We start from the raw sequence: 21,877 nt of genomic DNA on the forward strand, positions 1-21,877 counted from the left end.
AGAAATGAGGTGTAACGATGAGCAATGTTCGCGCAAATCGCGTTGGAGAACAGATGAAAAAAGAACTAGGGGATATTATCAGCAGAAAGATTAAAGATCCTCGTGTAGGTTTCGTTACAGTAACAGCGGTTGAGGTGACAAACGATCTTCAACAAGCAACGGTGTTCATTACAGTACTAGGTGATGACGAGAAGAAGGATGCTACTCTTAATGGTCTTGCTAAAGCGACAGGATTTATTCGCTCTGAGATTGGAAAGAGAATTCGTCTTCGTAAAACACCTGAGATTTATTTCGAATTTGATGAATCAATCGATTACGGAAACAAAATAGAGAGACTTCTTGCAGATTTAAATCAATCAGATGAGTAGAGAACGTTAGGATAGGCAGGAATGTCTATCCTTTCTCTATGTTTAGAAAGGAGGAAGAGTGATGGAAGGAATATTACCATTAAAGAAACCTGCTGGGATGACGTCACATGACTGCGTTGCCAAAGTTCGCAAAATCCTTATGACCAAAAAGGTAGGGCATACAGGAACGCTCGATCCTGCAGTTACGGGTGTGCTGCCCCTCTGCATTGGAAGAGCAACAAAGGTTGCACAGTATATGACCGATTTCTCTAAAACATATGAAGCTGTCATTACTCTTGGCTATTCGACTTCTACTGAAGATGCAACTGGGGAGAAGATTGAAGAAAAAAGTGTAACGAATACATTCGAACCCGATGAAATCTCGTCTGCTCTAGAAGCCTTCACAGGTGAAATCGAACAAGTGCCTCCTATGTATTCAGCCGTTAAAGTGAATGGAAAGCGCCTTTACGAATATGCTTTTGAAGGAAAAGTCGTCGAACGTCCTTCACGTATCGTGACGATCCATGAACTAGAACAAACGGGAGATATACTTTATAAACATGACACAGTTGATATCCCAGTACGCGTTACCTGCAGCAAAGGAACTTATATAAGAACGCTTGCTGTCGATATCGGTGCTTCTCTTGGATATCCCGCCCATATGTCATCCTTAATCAGGACTGCTTCTGGCCCATTTAAGCTCGAAGAATGTTTGACATTTGATGAGATTACACAGATGATAGAGGAAGAAACGTTAAGACTTTTTCCCCTGGAATATGCCCTCTCATCGATCCCTTCCCTTACAGTAGATGAAGAGCTTCAAGCAAAGCTTCAAAACGGTGCTGTGCTGCCAGAAGTAGAAGAGATGATAGAGGATCGGCTTGTTATGTATAGTTTAGATGGTAGAGCGATTGCTATTTATCAAAAACATCCAGAAAAGCCAGGGCTGATGAAACCTGAAAAAGTGTTCACGAGATGAAGTTAGAAGGTGAAAGCTATGAAAACAATTTATTTGTCTCATCCACATTTTATTGAAGGAAGTAAACCATCCGTCATGGCGCTCGGGTATTTTGATGGGATTCACCGAGGTCATCAAAAGGTTATATCAACCGCAAAAAAAATCGCAGATGAAAAAGGTGTCGCTTCATCTGTCATGACGTTCTATCCACATCCTTCTGTTGTGCTTGGAAAGTCATCACCACAAGTAGAAGCGATTACGCCATTAGATGAGAAGATCAATCTTATCGACGAGATGGGAATCGACGTTCTATATATTGTGAAGTTTGATACAACGATCGCAGGGTTAACGCCGCAACAATTTGTTGATGACTATATTATTAACCTATCAGTGGTTCATGTCGTAGCTGGGTTCGATTTTACATATGGAAGCAAAGGTAGGGGAACGATGGATTCGATGCCTTTCCATGCGCGCGATAAATTTGACCAGACTGTCGTTGAAAAAGTTTCAAAGGATGATGAAAAAGTGAGCTCAACTCTTATTCGTTCTTATATACGAGAAGGAGCTGTAGAAAACGTCGAAGAAATTCTAGGGCGTAGGTATGTTGTAACGGGCACGGTCATAAAAGGCGACCAGCGAGGAAGAACGATCGGATTCCCTACAGCGAACATCGAGATGGACAAAGAATACCTCGTACCTGCTACAGGGGTTTATGCCGTAAGACTTAAGACGGGTGGCGAATGGAGAAACGGTGTTTGTAACATAGGCTACAAACCTACTTTTTACGATGAAGCACCTGACAAACCGTCTCTTGAAGTCCACGTTTTTGACTTTGAAGAAAACGTGTACGGAAAAGAAGTAGAGGTTGAATTCCATAAAAAGATCCGCGGAGAAGTGAAATTCTCATCAGTCGATGACTTGATCGAGCAGATCGGCAAAGATGCGGATGAAGCAAGAAGAATCCTAGAATAGTTTCCTCTTGCAATTTACTCTGAAAACCTGTAGTCTAATATCTGTACGGTAAGTACACAACCTTTACTGGGCAATCGACTCTCCGACGTTTGCGCGGTAACAGGGGATTAAGAATTGAAGGAGGTGAAAAGGATGGCAATCACACAAGAGCGTAAGCAAGAGCTTATCACTAAGTTCAAAACTCACGAGAATGATACTGGTTCTCCAGAAGTTCAAATCGCTGTCCTAACTGAGGAAATTAACAATTTGAACGATCATCTTCGTTTCCACAAGAAAGACCACCACTCTCGTCGCGGTCTTCTAAAGATGGTTGGTAAACGTCGTAACCTTTTAACGTATCTTCGTAACAAAGACGTTACTCGTTACCGTGAACTAATCAAAGAACTTGGTCTACGTAGATAATGATTTAAGAAGCGGGATTTTTTCCCGCTTTTTTATTAGGTTAAAAATACATAGATTTTCGTCCTTTCTTTTTAGAAGTAAAAAGGTTAGGGTATAATGTATACTAAAAGAAAATGATTTTATAGGATGAGAGGAGTTCTCACAGTAATGGCACAAGATAAGCAAGTGTTTTCGATTGATTGGGCTGGCCGTCAGCTGACTGTAGAAATCGGTCAATTGGCTAAACAGGCGAGCGGGGCAGCAATGATTCGTTATGGCGATACAGCTGTACTATCAACAGTAACAGGTTCTAAGGAACCGAAGGACCTTCCATTCTTCCCACTTACAGTAAACTATGAAGAAAGACTATATGCAGTTGGTAAGATTCCAGGAGGATTCATTAAACGTGAAGGCCGTCCTAGTGAGAAAGCGATCTTGGCAAGTAGACTAATCGACCGACCGATTCGACCATTGTTCCCTGATGGCTTCCGTAATGAGGTTCAGGTTGTAAGTACTGTAATGAGTGTCGATCAAGATTGTTCTTCTGAAATGGCTGCTATGTTCGGCTCATCTCTATCTTTAGGTATCAGTGATCTACCATTCGATGGCCCGATCGCTGGTGTCGTGATCGGACGCATCAACGGGGAATTCGTAGTGAACCCTGGTGTCGATCAGCTTGAAGAAAGTGATATTAACTTAACAGTTGCTGGTACAAAAGAAGCAATCAATATGGTTGAAGCGGGTGCTGACGAAGTACCAGAAGAGACGATGCTTGAAGCAATTCTATTTGGACATCAGGAAATTAAACGCCTGATCACGTTCCAAGAAGAAATCATTGAAGCGACAGGGAAAGAAAAGCGTGAAGTTGTACTAAAGAAAGCTGATGAAACGCTTGAAGCTGAACTTAGTGAAAAGTTCCTAGCTGATGTTAAAGAAGCTGTAAAAGTAGTAGAAAAGCACGCACGTCAAGAAGCGATCGATGATGTTATGAACCGTGCAGTAGAATCGTACGAAGATAACGAAGACGTTCCTGCAGGTGAAGTGAGTTCAATCATGAACAGCTTCGTAAAACAGGAAGTTCGTCGCTTGATCCTTAAGGACAAAGTTAGACCAGATGGACGTGGAGTAGATGAAATTCGCCCACTAAACTCAGAAGTTGGTATTCTTCCAAGAACGCACGGCTCTGGATTGTTCACACGTGGCCAAACACAGGCGCTAAGCATCTGTACACTTGGAGCACTTGGTGATGTTCAGATTCTAGATGGTCTTGGAACAGAAGAATCTAAGCGATTCATGCATCATTACAACTTCCCTAAGTTTAGTGTTGGGGAAACAGGACCAATGAGAGGGCCTGGCCGTCGTGAAATTGGACATGGTGCCCTAGGTGAACGAGCACTTGAGCCTGCTATTCCTACAGAAAAAGATTTCCCTTATACAATTCGTCTTGTTTCAGAAGTACTTGAATCAAACGGATCAACATCTCAAGCGAGTATTTGCGCAAGCACGCTTGCAATGATGGATGCTGGTGTTCCATTGAAAGCACCTGTAGCTGGTATTGCAATGGGTCTTGTAAGTGACGGAGAAGACGTAACCGTTCTAACTGATATTCAGGGAATGGAAGATGCTCTAGGAGATATGGACTTCAAAGTTGCTGGTACGAAGCAAGGTGTTACAGCGCTACAGATGGATATCAAGATTTCAGGAATCAATGAAGCGATCCTTCGTGAAGCTTTAGAGCAAGCGAGAAAAGGACGTTTGGATATCCTTGAGAACATGATGAGTGCGATCAGCGAGCCACGTACAGAGCTTTCTGCGTATGCTCCTAAGATCTTAACCATGGCTATCAAACCAGATAAGATCCGTGACGTGATTGGACCAAGCGGGAAAATCATCAACAAGATTATCGAAGAGACTAACGTTAAGATTGATATCGAACAAGATGGATCGATCTTCATCTCCTCTACTGATCAGGAAATGAACGCAAAAGCGAAGAAAATCATTGAAGATCTTGTAAGAGAAGTTGAAGTAGGTGCAACATATCTCGGTAAAGTTAAGCGTGTTGAGAAGTTCGGCGCGTTTGTAGAACTATTCCAAGGAAAAGAAGGTCTCGTACACATTTCAGAACTAGCTGAAGAGCGTACGAACAAAGTTGAAGATGTCGTTTCAATTGGCGATGAAGTAATGGTCAAAGTTAAAGAAATCGACAAACAAGGCCGCGTTAACCTTTCTCGTAAAGCACTATTGAAAGAAGAGCGTGAGCGCGAAGAACAAAGTCAACAAAGCTAAGGATTCGGCTAAGCCGAATTCTTTTTTTATTCCTTCCAGTTACCCGCACTAGTTCTAGGGCTTGCCTTTTTTACATAACCTTTGTACAAAAGGGGGTCCATCTGATGAAGAAAACCTGGATACACTTATTTGTATTTGTGATCATATTGGCCATGACAGCAGAAACTATACAAAACCCCTATACTTCGATGTACTTAAGTTCCTTAAAAGAAGAAGCGATGATGGTTAGTGGTGATTCGTCACTACATAATGAAATAGTAGACGCTAAGGCAAAATTTGATATAAAGCCTGTAAATGCAGTTGTTGATAAGGTTTGGAAAGGTATTCCTGGTTATAATGGTGTAGAGGTGGAAGTAAAAGCATCACTTGAAAGGATGGAAGGGAAGAAGTTTGACGAAGAAATGCTCGTAAAGAAAGAAATTGAACCTGACATTCAGCTCGACGACCTTAAACCCGCGCCAGTATATAAAGGCAACCCGAATAAACCGATGGTTGGTTTGATGATTAACGTTGCATGGGGAGAAGAGTACTTACCTGATATGTTGAAGCATTTAAAGAAATATAATGTTCATGCTACCTTTTTTCTAGATGGGTCGTGGGCAAAGAAAAACCCAGACCTTGTTCGGATGATTAATGAAGAAGGTCACGAAATCGGGAACCATGCTTACTCACATCCTGACTTAAAACAAATGAATGATGCTGCCATTCGTAAAGAGCTCGAAGACACGAACAAAGTAATCGAAGCTGCGATCGATAAAAAACCAACTGTGTTTGCGCCCCCTAGTGGAAGTTATGCCTACAATAGTGTCGAGATCGCACATCGTCTTGGAATGAAAACTGTTCTATGGAGTGTTGACACCGTTGATTGGAAAAAACCATCGCCTCATGTCATCACTACCAGAGTGCTACAGAAAGTTCATGCTGGGGCTCTTGTGTTGATGCACCCGACTGAACCAACAGAGAAAAGCTTAGAAGCCATGATCAGAGGGATAAAAGAACGAGGATATCATTTAGGAACAGTATCTCAGGTTTTAGATTCGAAACGGATTTCTAAAATCCCATAAAATTGTTTCCAATCTATTTTAATGATATAGTGTTTTTGGAACAGTATGACAAGGTTACAATACAGGAGGAACAAGCTTGATTAACAAAGTAACTTGTAAAAATGGAGTAAGAGTAGTATTAGAAAATATTCCGACCGTACGTTCAGTAGCTATTGGGATCTGGATTGGTACTGGATCGCGTTTTGAGCCAAAAGAATTAAACGGAGTATCTCACTTTCTTGAACATATGTTCTTTAAAGGAACAGATAAGCGAAATGCAAAAGAAATTGCCGAATCTTTCGATAGTATCGGCGGACAGGTGAATGCGTTCACATCAAAAGAATACACGTGCTATTATGCGAAGGTCCTTGATGATCATGCAGATTACGCACTAGATGTTCTAAGTGATATGTTTTTCAATTCTCAGTTCGATGCATTAGAACTTGCTAAAGAGAAGAATGTTGTTCACGAAGAAATCAAGATGTATGAAGATACTCCTGACGACATCGTGCATGACATCCTTAGTCAAGCGAGCTACGGAGATCATGAACTGGCGATGCCGATTCTTGGAACAGAAGAAACGTTAAAAGGGTTCTCTGGTGACACACTTCGTGAATACATGCAAACTCACTATACACCAGATAATATCGTTATCTCGATCGCTGGTAATGTAGATGCATCATTCATGGACAAAGTAGAAAGAGCATTCGAACATTGGGAAACACCATCAGATAAGCCGAAAGTTGATGCACCAACTTTTCATCCGGGACATATCGCACGAAAGAAAGAGACAGAACAAGCCCATCTTTGTCTCGGTTACGCAGGTCTTCCATTTGGAACGGATGACATTTATAGCTTAATCGTCATGAACAATGTGCTAGGTGGAAGCATGAGTAGTCGTCTTTTTCAAGAAGTTCGAGAAGAGCAAGGACTCGCTTATTCAGTATTTTCCTATCACTCAGCTTATCAGGACAGCGGGTTATTAACGATTTATGCAGGAACAGCCCAGAATCAGCTCGATCGTCTATATGACACGATTCAAAACACGCTTAATGAGTTCAAACGTGAAGGTATCACGACCAAAGAACTTCAGAACTGTAAAGAACAGCTGAAAGGGAATTTAATGCTAAGTCTTGAAAGCACGAATAGTAGAATGAGCCGTAATGGGAAAAATGAATTATTGCTTAATCAACATCGTACACTTGACGATATTATCAAAAATATCGAAAACGTTGACCATGACAAAGTTAACAACATGGTTCAGTCTATGTTCACTGATGACTTCTCAAGCTCATTGATCAGTCCGAACGGAACATTTCCAGTAGGCATGAAAAAGTAATACGAAGCCGTCGAGTAAATCTCGGCGGCTTTTTTTATTGCACTATACACTTCTCAATGACGACTTTCTTACTTGTATAAAACGTCTTCTACCTCCTTTTCATTCATAGACTAGTGTATATGAATTGCTGAGGGAGGGCTTTTAATGAGATTGAGTCAGTTGAGTGGTAAAGAGCTTGTTGATGTAGAAAAAGGGAAGAGACTCGGAGTACTCGGCCAAACGGATTTACTATTCGATGAAACGAATGGGGCGCTGAAGGCTCTGATCATACCGAAGACCTCATGGGGAGGGCTTAAAAGGACTGAAAACGCCATTTCGATACCGTGGGATAATATTCAAACAATAGGTCGAGATATGATTATTGTGCAAAATCAAAAAGAGGGCAAAATTGAGCAAGAATGATAATTCACCAAGCGGGCATCAACCACATAGAATGTTGAGAAATTACAATAATCCCCGTAGGTAGACGTGGAAAAAGAAAGGGGAGGAACGATGCTAACGAATCAACATATCGCAGTAATCGGCGGTGATGCCCGCCAGCTTGAAATCATTCGAAAGTTAACAGAGATGAATGCTGATTTATCTTTAATCGGCTTTGATCAGCTTGATCATGGTTTTACAGGAGCAACAAAATGCTCGGTTAATGAAGTAGACCTTACGAAGCTTGATGCCATTGTCCTTCCAGTAGCTGGAACAAATATGGAAGGTGAAGTAGATAGTATTTTTTCTAATGAGAAAGTGATACTGACTGCCGAGCACCTAAGTAAAACCCCTTCGCATTGCACTGTTTATAGCGGAATCAGTAATAGCCACCTTCAAGAAATGGCTAAGAAAGCGTCAAGAAAACTCGTTAAATTATTTGAAAGAGATGATATTGCAATATACAATTCCATTCCTACTGTAGAAGGCACGATCATGATGGTCATTCAACATACTGATATCACCATCCATCAATCGAATATCGCTGTACTAGGACTCGGTCGGGTTGGGATGTCAGTTGCACGATCATTTGATGCCCTTGGTGCAAACGTAAGTGTTGGAGCGAGAAAACCCGAGCATATTGCAAGGATAACCGAAATGGGATTAAAGCCATTTCATTTATCATCACTTGCTACTGAAGTTGCGAATTTGGATGTTTGTATCAATACCGTACCTGCGCAAATCGTAACGTCAGAAGTCATCTCGAAAATGCCGTCTCATACCCTGATTATTGATCTTGCATCAAAACCAGGAGGCACGGATTTTCGATTTGCAGAGAAAAGGGGAATTAAAGCGCTTCTAGCACCTGGATTACCAGGGATCGTCGCTCCAAAAACAGCTGGGAAAATCATCGCAGGGGTTTTGACGCAACTGCTTATTGAACAGCTTAAAGAAGGGGAGGAAAAGAATCCATGAGTTTGAAAGGGAAACACATTGGATTTGGTTTAACAGGCTCTCATTGTACGTATGACGCGGTAGTCCCGCAGATTGAAGAGCTAGTTCAGTTAGGTGCAAAAGTCACACCATTTGTATCTCACACCGTTACGTCAACAAATACTCGTTTTGGTGAAGGTGAAGATTGGGTTGCTAAGATTGTAGAAATCACTGGGAACGAAGCGGTTGATTCGATTGTGAAAGCTGAGCCGTTTGGTCCGAGAACTCCGCTTGATTGCATGGTTATTGCGCCGATTACGGGCAACTCTATCAGTAAATTTGCGAATGCTATGACAGATTCTCCTGTGTTGATGGGAGCAAAAGCTACATTACGAAATGAAATGCCTGTTGTCCTTGGTATTTCTACGAATGATGGGCTCGGTTTGAATGGAACAAATATTTTGAGGTTGATGTCGACAAAGAATATTTATTTCATTCCGTTTGGTCAGGATGATCCTGTGAAGAAACCAAACTCCCTTGTCGCTAGAATGACGTCACTAACCGAAACAATAGAAGATGCGATGAATGGTAAACAACATCAACCTGTTTTAGTAGAACGATATTTAGATTAAGAAAGGGTTTTTCTTTCTTTAAAACAGGTTTATGATAAAATAGAGAATAAAATCACCAGATGTGGGGAGAAACGTAGGTTTCTCCTTCTGTTGTGCTGGGTAATGTATGAATGGAATATGGAAGGAGAATTATTAAAATGAGCGTTAAACAATTTCACGTAGCAGTAGTTGGAGCAACAGGTGCAGTCGGACAACAAATGATCAAAACACTAGAAGAACGAGATTTTCCGATCTCGACCTTAACGCTCCTTTCATCATCACGTTCAGCAGGAACAAAAGTGTCCTTCAAAGGCGAGGAAGTTACTGTTCTAGAAGCAAAGCCTGAATCATTCATTGGCGTCGATTTGGCTTTGTTTAGTGCTGGTGGAAGTATTTCAAAGCAATTAGCTCCAGCAGCAGTTAGACACGGTGCGATCGTTGTAGATAATACGAGCGCATTCAGAATGAACGAAGATGTGCCTCTTGTTGTACCGGAAGTAAACGAGAGAGACTTAAGTGATCATAAAGGAATTATCGCAAATCCTAACTGTTCCACGATACAAATGGTTGCTGCACTAGAACCATTAAAGCAAGCTTATGGACTTAATAAAATCATCGTTTCTACGTACCAAGCTGTCAGTGGTGCAGGAGCGGGTGCCGTAACGGAGATGAAAGAACAGTCCAAAGCAATGCTAGAAGGACAATCTCATACACCTGAGTATTTGCCAGTCAAAGGTGATAAGAAACACTATCCGATCGCATTCAATGCAATTCCTCAAATAGATGTTTTTGAAGAAAACGGATTTACCTACGAAGAAATGAAGATGATAAATGAAACGAAGAAAATTATGCATGATGCTGAACTTGAAGTAGCAGCAACATGTGTACGTCTTCCAATCGAAACCGGTCATGCTGAATCAGTATATATTGAAGTTGGCAATGATGATGTTTCTGTAGAACAGATCAGAGAATTATTACGTAACGCTCCTGGTGTAACGCTACAAGACGATCCAACGAATCAGGTATATCCAATGCCTCTCGATGCTGTTGGGAAGCCTGATGTTTTCGTAGGACGTATCAGAAAAGATCTCGATCGAAAAAATGGCTTTCATATGTGGATTGTCTCTGATAATCTACTGAAGGGGGCAGCGTGGAACTCTGTTCAAATCGCGGAAAGTCTTGCGGCCCTAAATATATTGAAATAGACTGAAGAAGGTGTGCGAAAATGAAAGTCATCGTCCAGAAGTTTGGTGGCACTTCATTAAAAAGTGAAGACGGAAGAAATCGAGCAGTTAATCATATAAAAGATGCAGTAAAAGATGGCTACAAAGTCGTTGTAGTAGTATCAGCTATGGGTCGTTTTGGCGATCCTTATGCAACAGACACGTTGCTCGGATTAATAGGTGATCGTAAACGAAAAGTGACTTCAAGAGAATATGATTTACTCGTGTCTTGTGGCGAGAGTATTTCATCGGTTGTATTTTCCAACATGCTTCTTGAAGAAAATTTGAAAGCAACGGCCTATACTGGTGGTCAGGCTGGATTCATTACAACTGGTGAACACAGTAAAGCACGTATTCTTGAAATGAGGACAGAGCGTTTATCCGAGGAACTAAAGGCTATGGATGTCGTTGTTGTCACTGGCTTTCAAGGGATAACTGAAAAAGGAGACGTCACAACGCTTGGAAGAGGTGGCAGCGATACTTCTGCTGCAGCTCTCGGAGCAGCACTCTCTGCTGAGTGGGTAGACATCTTTACAGACGTGGAAGGAATTATGACGGCTGACCCTCGACTAGTGGAAAAAGCACGTCCTCTTTCAATCGTCACCTACAATGAAGTGTGCAACATGGCGTATCAAGGGGCAAAAGTCATTCACCCAAGAGCGGTAGAAATAGCGATGCAGTCAAAGGTTCCGCTTAGAATCCGTTCAACGTATTCTTCTTCGACTGGAACGCTTGTTACCTCGATGAAAGGTAATCCTGCTGGTGAACAGGTGGTAGACAGACTGATTACTGGAATTGCACACGTAAACGGTGTTTCACAGATAAAAGTTTTTGCCAAAGAAGGGCAATACGACTTACAGTCAAAAGTGTTTAAAGCGATGGCACTCGAAGGCATCAGCGTGGACTTCATCAACATTAGTCCAACAGGTGTCGTGTACACTGTCATGGAAGAAATGACAGAAAAAGCAGTAGAAACGTTAAATGAAATGGGTTATGATCCTGTTATCATCAAAAACTGCGCGAAGGTTTCTGCTGTAGGAGCTGGAATGAGCGGAGTACCTGGTGTAACGTCGAAAATAGTTGAGGCGTTAGCTGGGCAAAACATCGATATTCTTCAATCAGCAGACTCTCATACAACGATCTGGGTACTTGTAAAACAGAGCGATCTTTCTGCGGCCGTAAATGCACTGCATGAAACGTTCTATTTACACCTAGAACCGGGTACTGAAGAAGTAGAACCTATAATGGATCAGCGATAACCCAAAAGCAAGGAGTGGTAGTAGTGAATTTTGGAAAAGTACTTACAGCAATGGTGACACCTTTCGATCGAAAAGGTTATGTCGATTTCACCAAAACAGAGCAACTAATCAATTACCTTATTAACAACGGCTCAGACGGTCTAGTAGTCGCAGGTACAACTGGTGAATCACCAACACTAACTTCAGAAGAAAAAATTGCGTTATTCAAGCAATCAGTGAAATGTGCAAACGGACGAATTCCGATCATCGCAGGAACAGGTAGTAATAATACTCATGCAACGATCGAGCTTACAAAGAAGGCTGAAGCGACTGGTGTCGATGCTGTAATGATCGTATCTCCATATTACAGTAAGCCAGGTCAACGAGGTCTTTATGAGCATTTCAAAGCTGTTGCTGAGGCAACAAAGCTACCAGTAATGATCTATAACATCCCAGGAAGATCAGTAGTGAATATGACTGCTGATACGATCGTAGAACTTTCTAAGATCGAAAACATCGTTTCTGTTAAAGAAGCTAGCGGTGATCTTGATCAAATTACTGAAATTATAAGCCGCACTGACGATTCGTTCACCGTATACAGTGGGGACGATGGGCTTACGTTGCCAATCGTTTCGATTGGAGGAGATGGCGTCATTTCAGTCGCTTCTCACGTACTAGGGAACGAAATGCAAGAAATGCTCAATGCATATCATGCAGGAGACGTAAAAGAAGCTTCAGCTATTCATAGGAAAATTCTTCCTATCATGAATGAGCTCTTTAAAGCTCCTAGTCCTTCCCCTGTGAAAACAGCACTTCAACTAAGTGGCATCGATGTTGGTAGCGTTCGTCTACCTATGCTACCGCTAACAGCTGAGGAACGTTCTTCCCTTGCTGCTGTGTTAAATAAATAAAAGTCTATTAGTAGGCGCGTGTTGCGTCTGCTTTTTTCTTTTTCTTAGCTTTGAATTGAAAAACACGTCATCGTTCATACTACTATTACCAGAGTGAGGAAGGAGAACTCAGTATGAACAACGAACAGAACGATCAGAATGAAACACCGAATCCAGCAGGGCAACCTGAACCAAAAAAAGATGATCAGTCGAAATCAACGCTTGTAGATAAAATTCAACAGTTAGGCCAAACAAATGTCCCGAGTATGGAACATTCTAACATTCATTGTTTGACGATTGTTGGCCAAATAGAGGGGCACGTACAATTACCTCCCCAAAACAAAACAACAAAATACGAGCACCTTATTCCCCAGATCGTAGCCATTGAGCAAAATCCAAAAATCGAAGGTGTATTGATCTTGTTGAATACAGTTGGTGGAGATGTTGAAGCGGGATTAGCGATATCAGAGATGATTGCATCGCTATCAAAACCTTGCGTATCAATCGTGTTAGGAGGAGGACACTCAATCGGAGTGCCGATCGCTGTTGCAGCTAACTATTCGTTTATTGCAGAAACAGCTACAATGACGATTCACCCAGTACGGTTAACAGGCCTAGTTATCGGTGTACCTCAAACGTTTGAGTATTTGGACAAGATGCAAGAACGCGTCGTAAGTTTTGTTACGCGACATTCCAATATTACAGAAGATAAGTTTAAAGAGCTTATGTTTTCAAGGGGTAATTTAACAAGAGATATTGGGACAAATGTAGTTGGTCAAGATGCGGTGAGTTACGGTTTAATCGACGAGGTAGGAGCAGTTGGGCAAGCGATGAAGAAGCTAAATCAGTACATTGAAGAATATAAGGGAACACAGGAAGGAGAAGTTGTGCAGTGATTTTATACACAATTCTTCCTCATGAAGCCGTGTTCCCAACTGAACAAAGTGCTTATGACCAGCAACAGGTAATCGACTGGAACGGTGTTCAGCTTGTTGTGGAACGCACCGCACATAGTGAATGCAGAGTTGTACAAATTCTCAGTACTGACCCACAAGATTTTTTAAATGAATCCACTCAACCAGGACAAATGTTAACTCTGACTCCGCCTCAAAAATAGAGCCTATAGCACCACGGTAACATGTGGTATACTAGGAATAGATTGGTGATAGAGAAGCAGCCGGAGACGGCTGCTTTTTCGCACCAGCTACGGCTTGTAACGAGGTGAGAATATGGCAAAAAGAAAAAAAAGAAAGAAGTCGACTACTAAGAAAAAGCAGGCCTGGCAATCACAAGTCAAAATGGAGTTTATCGGTCTGACTATTCTTGCATTTACGATTCTAGGTGTTTTGAAGATGGGAATCGTTGGTCGAGCGTTCTATCATATGTTCCGATTTTTTGCAGGGGAATGGTATGGGTTAATCGTAGCTGGATTAGTTCTCTTCGCTTGTTATTTAATCGTCAAACGAAAACTACCCCTCTTTTGGACAAGAAGACTTTCGGGGTTTTATTTATTGAGCGTTTCATTACTATTGTTAAGTCATGTTGGGTTATTCGAAACGTTATCGCGTAATGGAGAGTGGGAAAATGCATCTGTGATTCTCAATACATACGAACTCTTCCAGATGGGCGTAACAGACCCAGCGAATCCCGGTCCACTAGGTGGTGGGATGATCGGCGCGCTTTTATTTGCGTTCTGCTATCGACTTTTCGATGCGGCAGGAACACAGGTGATTTCCTTTTTATTAATTCTTCTTTCCTTCGTATTAATTACGGGTAAATCCTTCAGCGATGTTTTTGGAAAAGGGATCGAATGGGTCAAAGCCTTCGTCCTAAATACGTATGACGAAGCAAAGACACTAATGGCTGATAGTAAGAAATCCAGAAAAGATAAGAAAGAACGTCAGGAAGCACTTAAGAAAGAGAAAGAAGCGACAGAAGAAGAGAAAACGTACGACCTGTCATCTGAGGAAGAAGGAGATGATGGGGAATTTGAACCTGAAATTCGAACATTCACTGAGAGTGCATACGCAAATCAAGAGCCTCCGAGCGCAAGTAACGAAGTAGCGTCTGAACCTAAAGTGGATGCAAATGAACCAAAAGAAGATAAGCCTCTTCAAACACTCACTGTGGGTGAACTTGAAAACAAGGACTATAAATTACCTTCATTGTCACTTCTTCAGCCACCCAAAAAAATAACGCAAGAAAATGAACGTCAGCAAATTTCAGCGAACGCAAGAAAGCTTGAAAAAACGTTTGAAAGTTTTGGTGTGAAAGCTAAAGTGATGAAGGTCCATCTTGGACCAGCAGTAACGAAATATGAAGTGTATCCAGATACTGGAGTGAAAGTTAGTAAAATCGTAAACCTAACTGATGACCTGGCACTTGCTCTTGCTGCAAGAGACTTACGAATCGAAGCACCTATACCAGGAAAGTCTGCGATTGGAATCGAAGTGCCGAATTCAGAGGTTGCGATGGTGACGCTTAGAGAAGTGTTAGAATCAAAAGAATACCAATCCCACGATTCAAAAGTTGCGATTGGATTTGGAAGAGATATTTCAGGTGAAGCTGTCATTTCTGACCTTTCACGAATGCCTCACCTTCTTGTAGCTGGTGCTACAGGAAGTGGTAAGAGTGTGTGTATCAATGGCATCATTGCGAGCATCATGTTGAAGGCGAAGCCTCATGAAGTAAAAATGATGATGATTGATCCTAAGATGGTAGAATTAAATGTGTATAATGGAATTCCTCACCTTTTAGCACCAGTCGTGACGGATCCTAAGAAAGCTTCACAAGCACTAAAAAAAGTAGTGAGTGAAATGGAGCGCCGCTATGAGCTTTTCTCTCACAGCGGTACGAGGAATATAGAAGGTTACAATAACTATATTAAGCGCCATAACGAAGGATCTGAGTCGAAGCAACCTACGCTCCCTTATATCGTTGTAATTGTCGATGAGCTTGCTGACTTGATGATGGTTGCATCGAGCGATGTTGAGGATGCCATTACAAGACTTGCTCAAATGGCACGTGCTGCAGGAATTCATTTGATCATCGCTACTCAAAGACCTTCTGTAGATGTCATTACAGGTGTCATCAAAGCAAACATCCCATCTCGTATTGCATTCAGCGTATCTTCTCAAACAGATTCGAGAACGATTCTTGATATGGGAGGGGCTGAAAAGCTACTAGGAAAAGGTGATATGCTTTTCCTACCTGTTGGAGCGAACAAACCGAAGCGTGTTCAAGGGGCATTCCTATCAGATGAAGAAGTGGAAGAGCTTGTCGATTTTGTAATTGCTCAACAAAAAGCTCAGTACCAAGAAGAGATGATTCCGAGCGATAAGCCAGAACAAGAGCAACCGGAAGTGGATGATGATCTGTTTGAAGATGCTGTTCAGCTTATCTCTGAGATGCAAACCGCATCAGTATCGATGCTACAACGTCGTTTCAGAATTGGGTATACGAGAGCTGCGAGGCTGATCGATGCAATGGAAGCACGAGGGATCGTTGGTCCGTATGAAGGAAGCAAGCCTAGAGAAGTTCTAATAAGTAAAGAAGAAGAAGCACAGTCAAGTTAATGACTGTGCTTTTTTTGATGCAATTTAATAATTTATGGAAATTAATTTACCTTCGATTTAAAATATTGGTAATCGAGCTTTTTTTCAAAAAACTATTTATTTCTCTCCTTAATAATGGTATAGTTATGTCGAAAAATGACTTATTTTTCAAATCGTTTTCATACTAGGATAATATATCCAAAAATATTTTATGCTCTATGAAAACGCATTCAAATTTAAGTGTTCTAGTTTACTAGAAGCTGCTTAAGTTTAACTAACATTAGGGGGATTAAAGAGATGAAAAAGAAGTACGGTTTTATGATGTCAGCTGTTCTAGCTGCAGGAACGCTTTTGTCAGCTTGTGGTACTAATGATGAGAGTTCCGGTGGCGGTAGTGGTAGCGAAGAAGGAGATAAAAATAACTTCAAAGTTGCTATGGTAACAGATACTGGCGGTGTTGATGATAAGTCCTTTAACCAATCTGCTTGGGAAGGTCTTCAAATGTTTGGTGAAGAAAATGGCCTAGAAGAAGATAAAGGCTTTAAATATGTACAGTCTACAGCAGCAAGTGATTATCAACCAAACCTTTCAGGTCTAGTTCGTGATAATTACGATCTTATCTTTGGTATTGGTTTTCTAATGCAGCAAGATATTCAAGCGATTGCACAGCAAAAGCCTGAAGCACAGCTTGCGTTAGTCGATAGTGTAGCAGTTAACGAGAGTGGAGAGCCACTTGAAAACGTAGCAAGTATCACATTCAAAGAGCACCAAGGGTCATTCCTTGTTGGTGTAATCGCTGGAATGCAAACAAAATCGAACAAGGTTGGCTTTATCGGTGGAGTTGATTCCGAGCTGATCAAGAAATTTGAGAGCGGCTTTAAAGCGGGTGTTAAATCTGTAAACCCTGATGCTGAGATCTTCGAACAGTATGCTGGTGATTTCAACGCTGCTGAAAAAGGACAAGCTATTGCTGGAACACTTTATGACAAAGGTGCAGACATCATTTATCATGCTGCAGGTGGAACAGGAAATGGCGTGTTCACTGAAGCGAAAAACCGTGCGAAGAACGGTGAAGAAGTTTGGGTTATCGGTGTAGACCGTGACCAGCACGAAGAAGGGATGCCTGAGAACGTAACTCTTACTTCTATGGTTAAACGAGTTGATACAGCAGTAATCGAAGTATCTAAACAAACGATGGAAGATAGTTTCCCAGGAGGAAAAGTTACAGAGTTTGGTCTTGAAGAAGACGGTGTTGGAATTGCTGAAACACAAGAAAACGTTTCTGAAGATGCATTGAAGAAAGTAGAAGAGTATAAAGAGAAGATCCAGAATGGCGATCTAGAAGTTCCTAAGACTGACGAAGAATACGAAGCGTTCGTAAGCTCTCTATAAGTTCGTCGAACCCGTCGTTCACTATTGAAACAACGGTTCTGGAGTCAATCTCATCTGGAAAATAGCATGTCAAAGGCTAGTACTTTCATAGGCTAGCCTTTGTTTTATGTTAGCGCATAAGGGAGTGAAATCAGTATGGAGTATGTCATTGAAATGAAGAACATTCGTAAGGAATTTCCTGGTATCGTTGCGAATGATAATATAACGCTTCAGCTACAAAAAGGTGAAATTCACGCTTTATTAGGTGAAAACGGTGCTGGAAAATCTACTTTGATGAATGTTCTATTTGGTCTTTATCAACCTGAAAAAGGTGAAATTTATGTTCGAGGAAACAAGGTTAACATCACTGACCCAAATATCGCGAATGAACTAGGAATCGGAATGGTTCACCAGCATTTTATGCTGGTAGAAAAGTTCTCGGTTACGGAAAATATCATTCTAGGAAACGAACCAACAAAAAAAGGTCAAGTCAACCTGAAAGAAGCCGAAAAAGAAGTGGAAGCGATCTCAAAGCAATATGGTCTCGCAGTAGACCCTACTGCAAAGATAGAGGATATTTCAGTAGGAATGCAGCAGCGAGTAGAGATCTTAAAAACACTTTATCGAGGTGCGGATATCTTAATCTTTGATGAGCCAACTGCTGTCCTAACACCACAAGAAATAAAAGAACTAATCGTTATTATGAAAAAGCTGATCTCTGAAGGAAAATCAATTATTTTGATCACTCACAAGTTAAAAGAAATTATGGAAGTGTGTGATCGATGTACAGTTATTCGTCGAGGTGTTGGAATTGGAACGGTCGATGTTTCTGAAACAAACCCAGATGATTTGGCTTCGATGATGGTAGGAAGAGAAGTCAACTTTTCAGTTGAGAAACAGCCTTCAGATCCAAAAGGAAATATTCTCGAGGTTCAAAGTTTAGTAGTAGAAGATTCAAGGCACGTTCCAGCAGTTAATGGCCTCAACATTTCTGTGAAATCTGGAGAAATTGTTGGAATCGCTGGAGTAGATGGAAATGGACAATCTGAATTGATCGAGGCGATTACAGGCCTCAGAAAAACAAAATCCGGCAACGTTATGCTAAAGGGAAAAGACATCACGAATTGGAAACCACGACGTGTAACTGAAAGCGGTCTTGGTCACATCCCTCAAGATAGACATAAGCATGGCCTTGTATTGGATTTTTCAATTGGCGAAAACATGGTTCTTCAGACCTACTATAAAAGACCTTTTTCTCGAAACGGGATTCTCAACTTTACTACCATTGTAAATAAAGCGAAGTCGCTAATAAAAGAGTTTGACGTACGCACACCTAGTGAATCAACACCTGCGAGAGCCTTATCAGGTGGTAATCAGCAAAAAGCGATTATCGCAAGAGAAATCGATCGTAGTCCAAATCTCCTAATTGCTGCTCAGCCTACACGTGGGCTAGATGTAGGGGCGATCGAATTTATCCACTCTAAGTTAATTGAAGAAAGAGACAAAGGGAAAGCAGTTCTTCTGATCTCATTTGAGTTGGATGAAATTATGAACGTTAGTGATCGTATCGCAGTGATTTATGAAGGAAAGATCGTAGCTGTCGTGAAACCTGAAGAGACGACCGAACAAGAATTAGGGTTACTTATGGCAGGCGGAAAGCGAAAAAAGGCTGGTGAGACATCTTGAGTATTCTTAGAGGAAAATGGTCAGCAATTTCAGTACCGCTTCTATCAGTAGCGCTTGGTTTATTTGTTGGCGGAATTATTATGCTCGTGAGTGGATATAATCCGTTCGTAGCGTATGCAGCACTTTTTAATGGTATTTTTTCTAATACTTATGTCTTAGGTGAAACGATTCGTCAAATGACCCCGCTTATTCTTTCAGGTCTTGCGGTAGCGTTTGCTTTCCGTACGGGTCTATTCAACATAGGGGTTGAAGGGCAGCTATTAGTAGGCTGGTTAGCTTCTGTATATGTTGGACTACAGTTTGAGGGATTAAGTCCATTTGTTCATATCCCGCTCGCTATTTTGGCTGCAGGTGTAGCTGGAGCGATCTGGGCATTTGTACCTGGATTATTAAAAGCAAAATATCATGTGCATGAAGTTATCACGACGATCATGATGAACTATGTTGCTCTCCACGTTGTTAACGCGATAATTCGAACGTATTTACTAGCTCCTGGAGAGAGAACAGAAGAAATTCATCAGTCTGCATCTCTTCAATCGGCATTTCTTGAAAGTATCACAGATTTCTCTCGTCTTCATTATGGAATTGTTTTTGCGATTATAGGCGCAATCATCATGTGGTTCCTCCTATGGAAAACCTCAACAGGGTATGAGCTACGAGCAGTTGGTTTCAATAAGTATGCTTCAGAATATGCAGGAATCAACGTACGTCGTAACATTATTCTTTCAATGGTCGTCTCAGGAGCTTTTGCTGGGGCAGCTGGTGCGATGGAAGGTTTAGGCACATATGGCTATATGACAGTTATGCCTGACTTTACCGGCGTAGGATTTGATGGAATCGCAGTGTCGCTACTTGGTGCGAATAGCGCATTAGGTGTTGTACTAGCTGCTGCTTTATTCGGTGGACTGAAAATTGGTGCATTGAACATGCAGTCAGTTGCTCAGGTTCCGACTCAGCTAGTTGAAATTGTCATCGCCATGATTATCTTCTTTGTTGCATCAAGTTATCTCATTCACTGGATCAGCAACAGGGTGAACAAAAGGGGGAAAATTTAATGGATGTCATGCAGATTCTACAAATCGTTATTCCTGCTGCTATCTTTTCAGCCGCTCCCCTAATATTTACTGCACTCGGTGGTGTCTTCAGTGAAAGATCTGGTGTCGTTAACATCGGCTTAGAAGGTTTAATGCTTATGGGAGCCTTTACAGGCGCGTTATTTACGTATCTTGGTGAGCAGTGGGGCATGGGAGCAGCTTCACCGTGGTTCTCATTGATTGTAGCTATTATCATCGGTGCATTATTTTCACTGATACATGCAGTTGCAAGTATTTCTTTACGAGCGGATCAAGTTGTAAGTGGTGTTGCTCTTAACTTCCTAGCAGCAGGCCTTGCGATCTTCTTAGTAAAGAAGATCTTTGATGCTGGTCAAACACCAATTATTCAAGAGCGTATCTATAAAACGAATGTTCCATTTTTAAGTGATATTCCTTTTATTGGGCCTCTTTTCTTCTCAAATGCGTATTACACATCTTATATTGCAATAGCACTTGCGGTTTTAGTTTGGTGGGTTATCTACAAAACACCGTTTGGTCTGCGTCTTCGCTCTGTTGGGGAGCACCCAATGGCAGCTGATACAATGGGGATCAACGTAACAAAAATGCGTTATGTTGCTGTTATGCTTAGCGGTGGTTTCGCTGGGTTAGGTGGAGCTGTTTATGCTACTTCAATCGCAGGAAACTTCAGCCATGCAACCATCTCAGGTCAGGGTTTTATGGCGCTTGCAGCTATGATTTTCGGTAAATGGCATCCTCTAGGTGCCATGGGAGCAGCATTGTTCTTTGGCCTTGCGCAATCATTAAGTATTACAGGCCAACAGATTCCTGGTCTAAAAGAAATTCCAGAAGTTTATCTTCTTATCTCCCCATACGTTCTAACGATCCTAGCACTAGCTGGACTTGTTGGACGAGCGGATGCACCGAAAGCAATCGGTCAACCGTATGAAAAAGGGAAGCGATAATATTCATAAACCCTCCACGATTGTGGAGGGTTTTTTTGTGTGTGGAGTTGATTAGAATAAGGATAGTTAGACAATAAAAAGTGATTTTGGCTAATAAAATCACCTTTTGGACAATAAAAATGAATTTTAACTAATAAAAATTGGATATGGCAAATAAAATGGAGTTTGGAGAGTTAGTGAGTTCCAATATCTACGTTGCTAAACGCTCGTCTTCGCTTTTTGTATGTCTAGCTGCAGTGACCAGGTCCTCGGTCGCTTCCGCTTTTTTTGTATGTCCAGCTACGACTCGCAGAAACTGCGATATTTCACTCTTTCAACAGAACACAAAAAGCGTGTTCTATTTCAAGAGTTCCAATATCTACGTTTCTAAACGCTCGTCTTTGCTTTTCGTATGTCCAGCTGCAGTGACCAGGTCCTCGGTCGCTTCACCTTTTCGCTTGAACACAAAGGGCGTGTTCATTCGAAAAGGTTCCAGCGCCTTTCGGACCTAAACGGTCGCTTCTGCTTTTCGATGTCCAGCTACGACTCGCAGAAACTGCGATATTTCACTCTTGAAACAGAACACAAAAAGCGTGTTCTATTTCAAGAGTTCCAATATCTACGTTTCT

Annotated in this window: 20 protein-coding genes; all 20 read left to right on the forward strand. The window is 41.5% G+C overall.

Translation table 11 applies throughout. The features are described 5' to 3' along the window. The first annotated feature begins 17 nt into the window (after window positions 1-17). Entirely contained in the window at window positions 18-368 is a 351-nt protein-coding gene (gene rbfA, locus LCM09_RS12320; RefSeq protein WP_224882157.1) for a 30S ribosome-binding factor RbfA, read from the forward strand. Window positions 369-429: 61 nt separating this feature from the next. Further along, a complete protein-coding gene (truB, locus tag LCM09_RS12325) occupies window positions 430-1,326 on the forward strand; it encodes a tRNA pseudouridine(55) synthase TruB (RefSeq protein WP_224882159.1) in 897 nt (298 codons plus the stop codon). 18 nt (window positions 1,327-1,344) lie between these two features. Then, window positions 1,345-2,277, forward strand: a complete 933-nt coding sequence (gene ribF / locus LCM09_RS12330) for a bifunctional riboflavin kinase/FAD synthetase (RefSeq protein ID WP_224882161.1) — start codon at window positions 1,345-1,347, stop codon at window positions 2,275-2,277. A 132-nt stretch (window positions 2,278-2,409) separates the two neighbouring features. Beyond that, window positions 2,410-2,679, forward strand: coding sequence for a 30S ribosomal protein S15 (gene rpsO / locus LCM09_RS12335; RefSeq protein WP_048309782.1), 270 nt, complete (start codon window positions 2,410-2,412; stop codon window positions 2,677-2,679). A 147-nt stretch (window positions 2,680-2,826) separates the two neighbouring features. Further along, the gene (locus LCM09_RS12340; protein WP_224882163.1) at window positions 2,827-4,944 is read left to right on the forward strand and encodes a polyribonucleotide nucleotidyltransferase; all 2,118 of its coding nucleotides are present in this window, start codon (window positions 2,827-2,829) and stop codon (window positions 4,942-4,944) included. Window positions 4,945-5,048: 104 nt separating this feature from the next. Further along, window positions 5,049-6,008 carry a polysaccharide deacetylase family protein gene (locus tag LCM09_RS12345; RefSeq protein WP_224882173.1) on the forward strand — a complete coding sequence of 320 codons (960 nt, stop codon included), beginning with the start codon at window positions 5,049-5,051 and terminating at the stop codon, window positions 6,006-6,008. Window positions 6,009-6,084: 76 nt separating this feature from the next. Then, entirely contained in the window at window positions 6,085-7,326 is a 1,242-nt protein-coding gene (locus LCM09_RS12350; RefSeq protein ID WP_224882175.1) for a M16 family metallopeptidase, read from the forward strand. 144 nt (window positions 7,327-7,470) lie between these two features. After that, a complete protein-coding gene (locus LCM09_RS12355; RefSeq protein WP_224882177.1) occupies window positions 7,471-7,728 on the forward strand; it encodes a YlmC/YmxH family sporulation protein in 258 nt (85 codons plus the stop codon). Window positions 7,729-7,818: 90 nt separating this feature from the next. Beyond that, window positions 7,819-8,721, forward strand: coding sequence for a dipicolinic acid synthetase subunit A (gene dpaA, locus LCM09_RS12360; protein WP_224882179.1), 903 nt, complete (start codon window positions 7,819-7,821; stop codon window positions 8,719-8,721). Further along, complete coding sequence (locus LCM09_RS12365; RefSeq protein ID WP_224882184.1) at window positions 8,718-9,311, forward strand: dipicolinate synthase subunit B; 594 nt, start codon at window positions 8,718-8,720, stop codon at window positions 9,309-9,311. The genes dpaA and LCM09_RS12365 overlap by 4 nt, the downstream gene beginning before the upstream one ends. Window positions 9,312-9,448: 137 nt before the next feature. Further along, on the forward strand, window positions 9,449-10,495 hold the full coding sequence (gene asd, locus LCM09_RS12370) for an aspartate-semialdehyde dehydrogenase (protein ID WP_224882186.1): 1,047 nt from the start codon (window positions 9,449-9,451) through the stop codon (window positions 10,493-10,495). A gap of 20 nt (window positions 10,496-10,515) precedes the next feature. Next, entirely contained in the window at window positions 10,516-11,772 is a 1,257-nt protein-coding gene (gene dapG / locus LCM09_RS12375) for an aspartate kinase (RefSeq protein ID WP_224882188.1), read from the forward strand. Window positions 11,773-11,786: 14 nt separating this feature from the next. Beyond that, the gene (dapA, locus tag LCM09_RS12380; RefSeq protein WP_318246513.1) at window positions 11,787-12,662 is read left to right on the forward strand and encodes a 4-hydroxy-tetrahydrodipicolinate synthase; all 876 of its coding nucleotides are present in this window, start codon (window positions 11,787-11,789) and stop codon (window positions 12,660-12,662) included. 113 nt (window positions 12,663-12,775) lie between these two features. Then, window positions 12,776-13,537 (forward strand): ClpP family protease, encoded by a 762-nt coding sequence (locus LCM09_RS12385; protein WP_224882190.1) that lies wholly within the window; start codon window positions 12,776-12,778, stop codon window positions 13,535-13,537. Continuing rightward, a complete protein-coding gene (locus LCM09_RS12390; RefSeq protein WP_224882192.1) occupies window positions 13,534-13,758 on the forward strand; it encodes a YlzJ-like family protein in 225 nt (74 codons plus the stop codon). Before LCM09_RS12385 ends, LCM09_RS12390 begins: the two co-directional genes overlap by 4 nt. Before the next feature lie 112 nt (window positions 13,759-13,870). Beyond that, entirely contained in the window at window positions 13,871-16,216 is a 2,346-nt protein-coding gene (locus tag LCM09_RS12395; protein ID WP_224882193.1) for a DNA translocase FtsK, read from the forward strand. A 276-nt stretch (window positions 16,217-16,492) separates the two neighbouring features. Then, window positions 16,493-17,587 (forward strand): BMP family lipoprotein, encoded by a 1,095-nt coding sequence (locus tag LCM09_RS12400; RefSeq protein ID WP_224882195.1) that lies wholly within the window; start codon window positions 16,493-16,495, stop codon window positions 17,585-17,587. A gap of 135 nt (window positions 17,588-17,722) precedes the next feature. Next, window positions 17,723-19,252 carry an ABC transporter ATP-binding protein gene (locus tag LCM09_RS12405; RefSeq protein ID WP_224882196.1) on the forward strand — a complete coding sequence of 510 codons (1,530 nt, stop codon included), beginning with the start codon at window positions 17,723-17,725 and terminating at the stop codon, window positions 19,250-19,252. Between the two features lie 2 nt (window positions 19,253-19,254). After that, window positions 19,255-20,307: an ABC transporter permease gene (locus tag LCM09_RS12410; protein ID WP_224883012.1), complete on the forward strand. Its 1,053-nt coding sequence runs from the start codon at window positions 19,255-19,257 to the stop codon at window positions 20,305-20,307. Continuing rightward, window positions 20,307-21,269, forward strand: a complete 963-nt coding sequence (locus LCM09_RS12415) for an ABC transporter permease (RefSeq protein WP_224882198.1) — start codon at window positions 20,307-20,309, stop codon at window positions 21,267-21,269. Before LCM09_RS12410 ends, LCM09_RS12415 begins: the two co-directional genes overlap by 1 nt. Window positions 21,270-21,877 lie beyond the last annotated feature (608 nt).

Source organism: Guptibacillus algicola (assembly GCF_020171805.1).
Taxonomy (GTDB): Bacteria; Bacillota; Bacilli; order Bacillales; family Guptibacillaceae; genus Guptibacillus; species Guptibacillus algicola.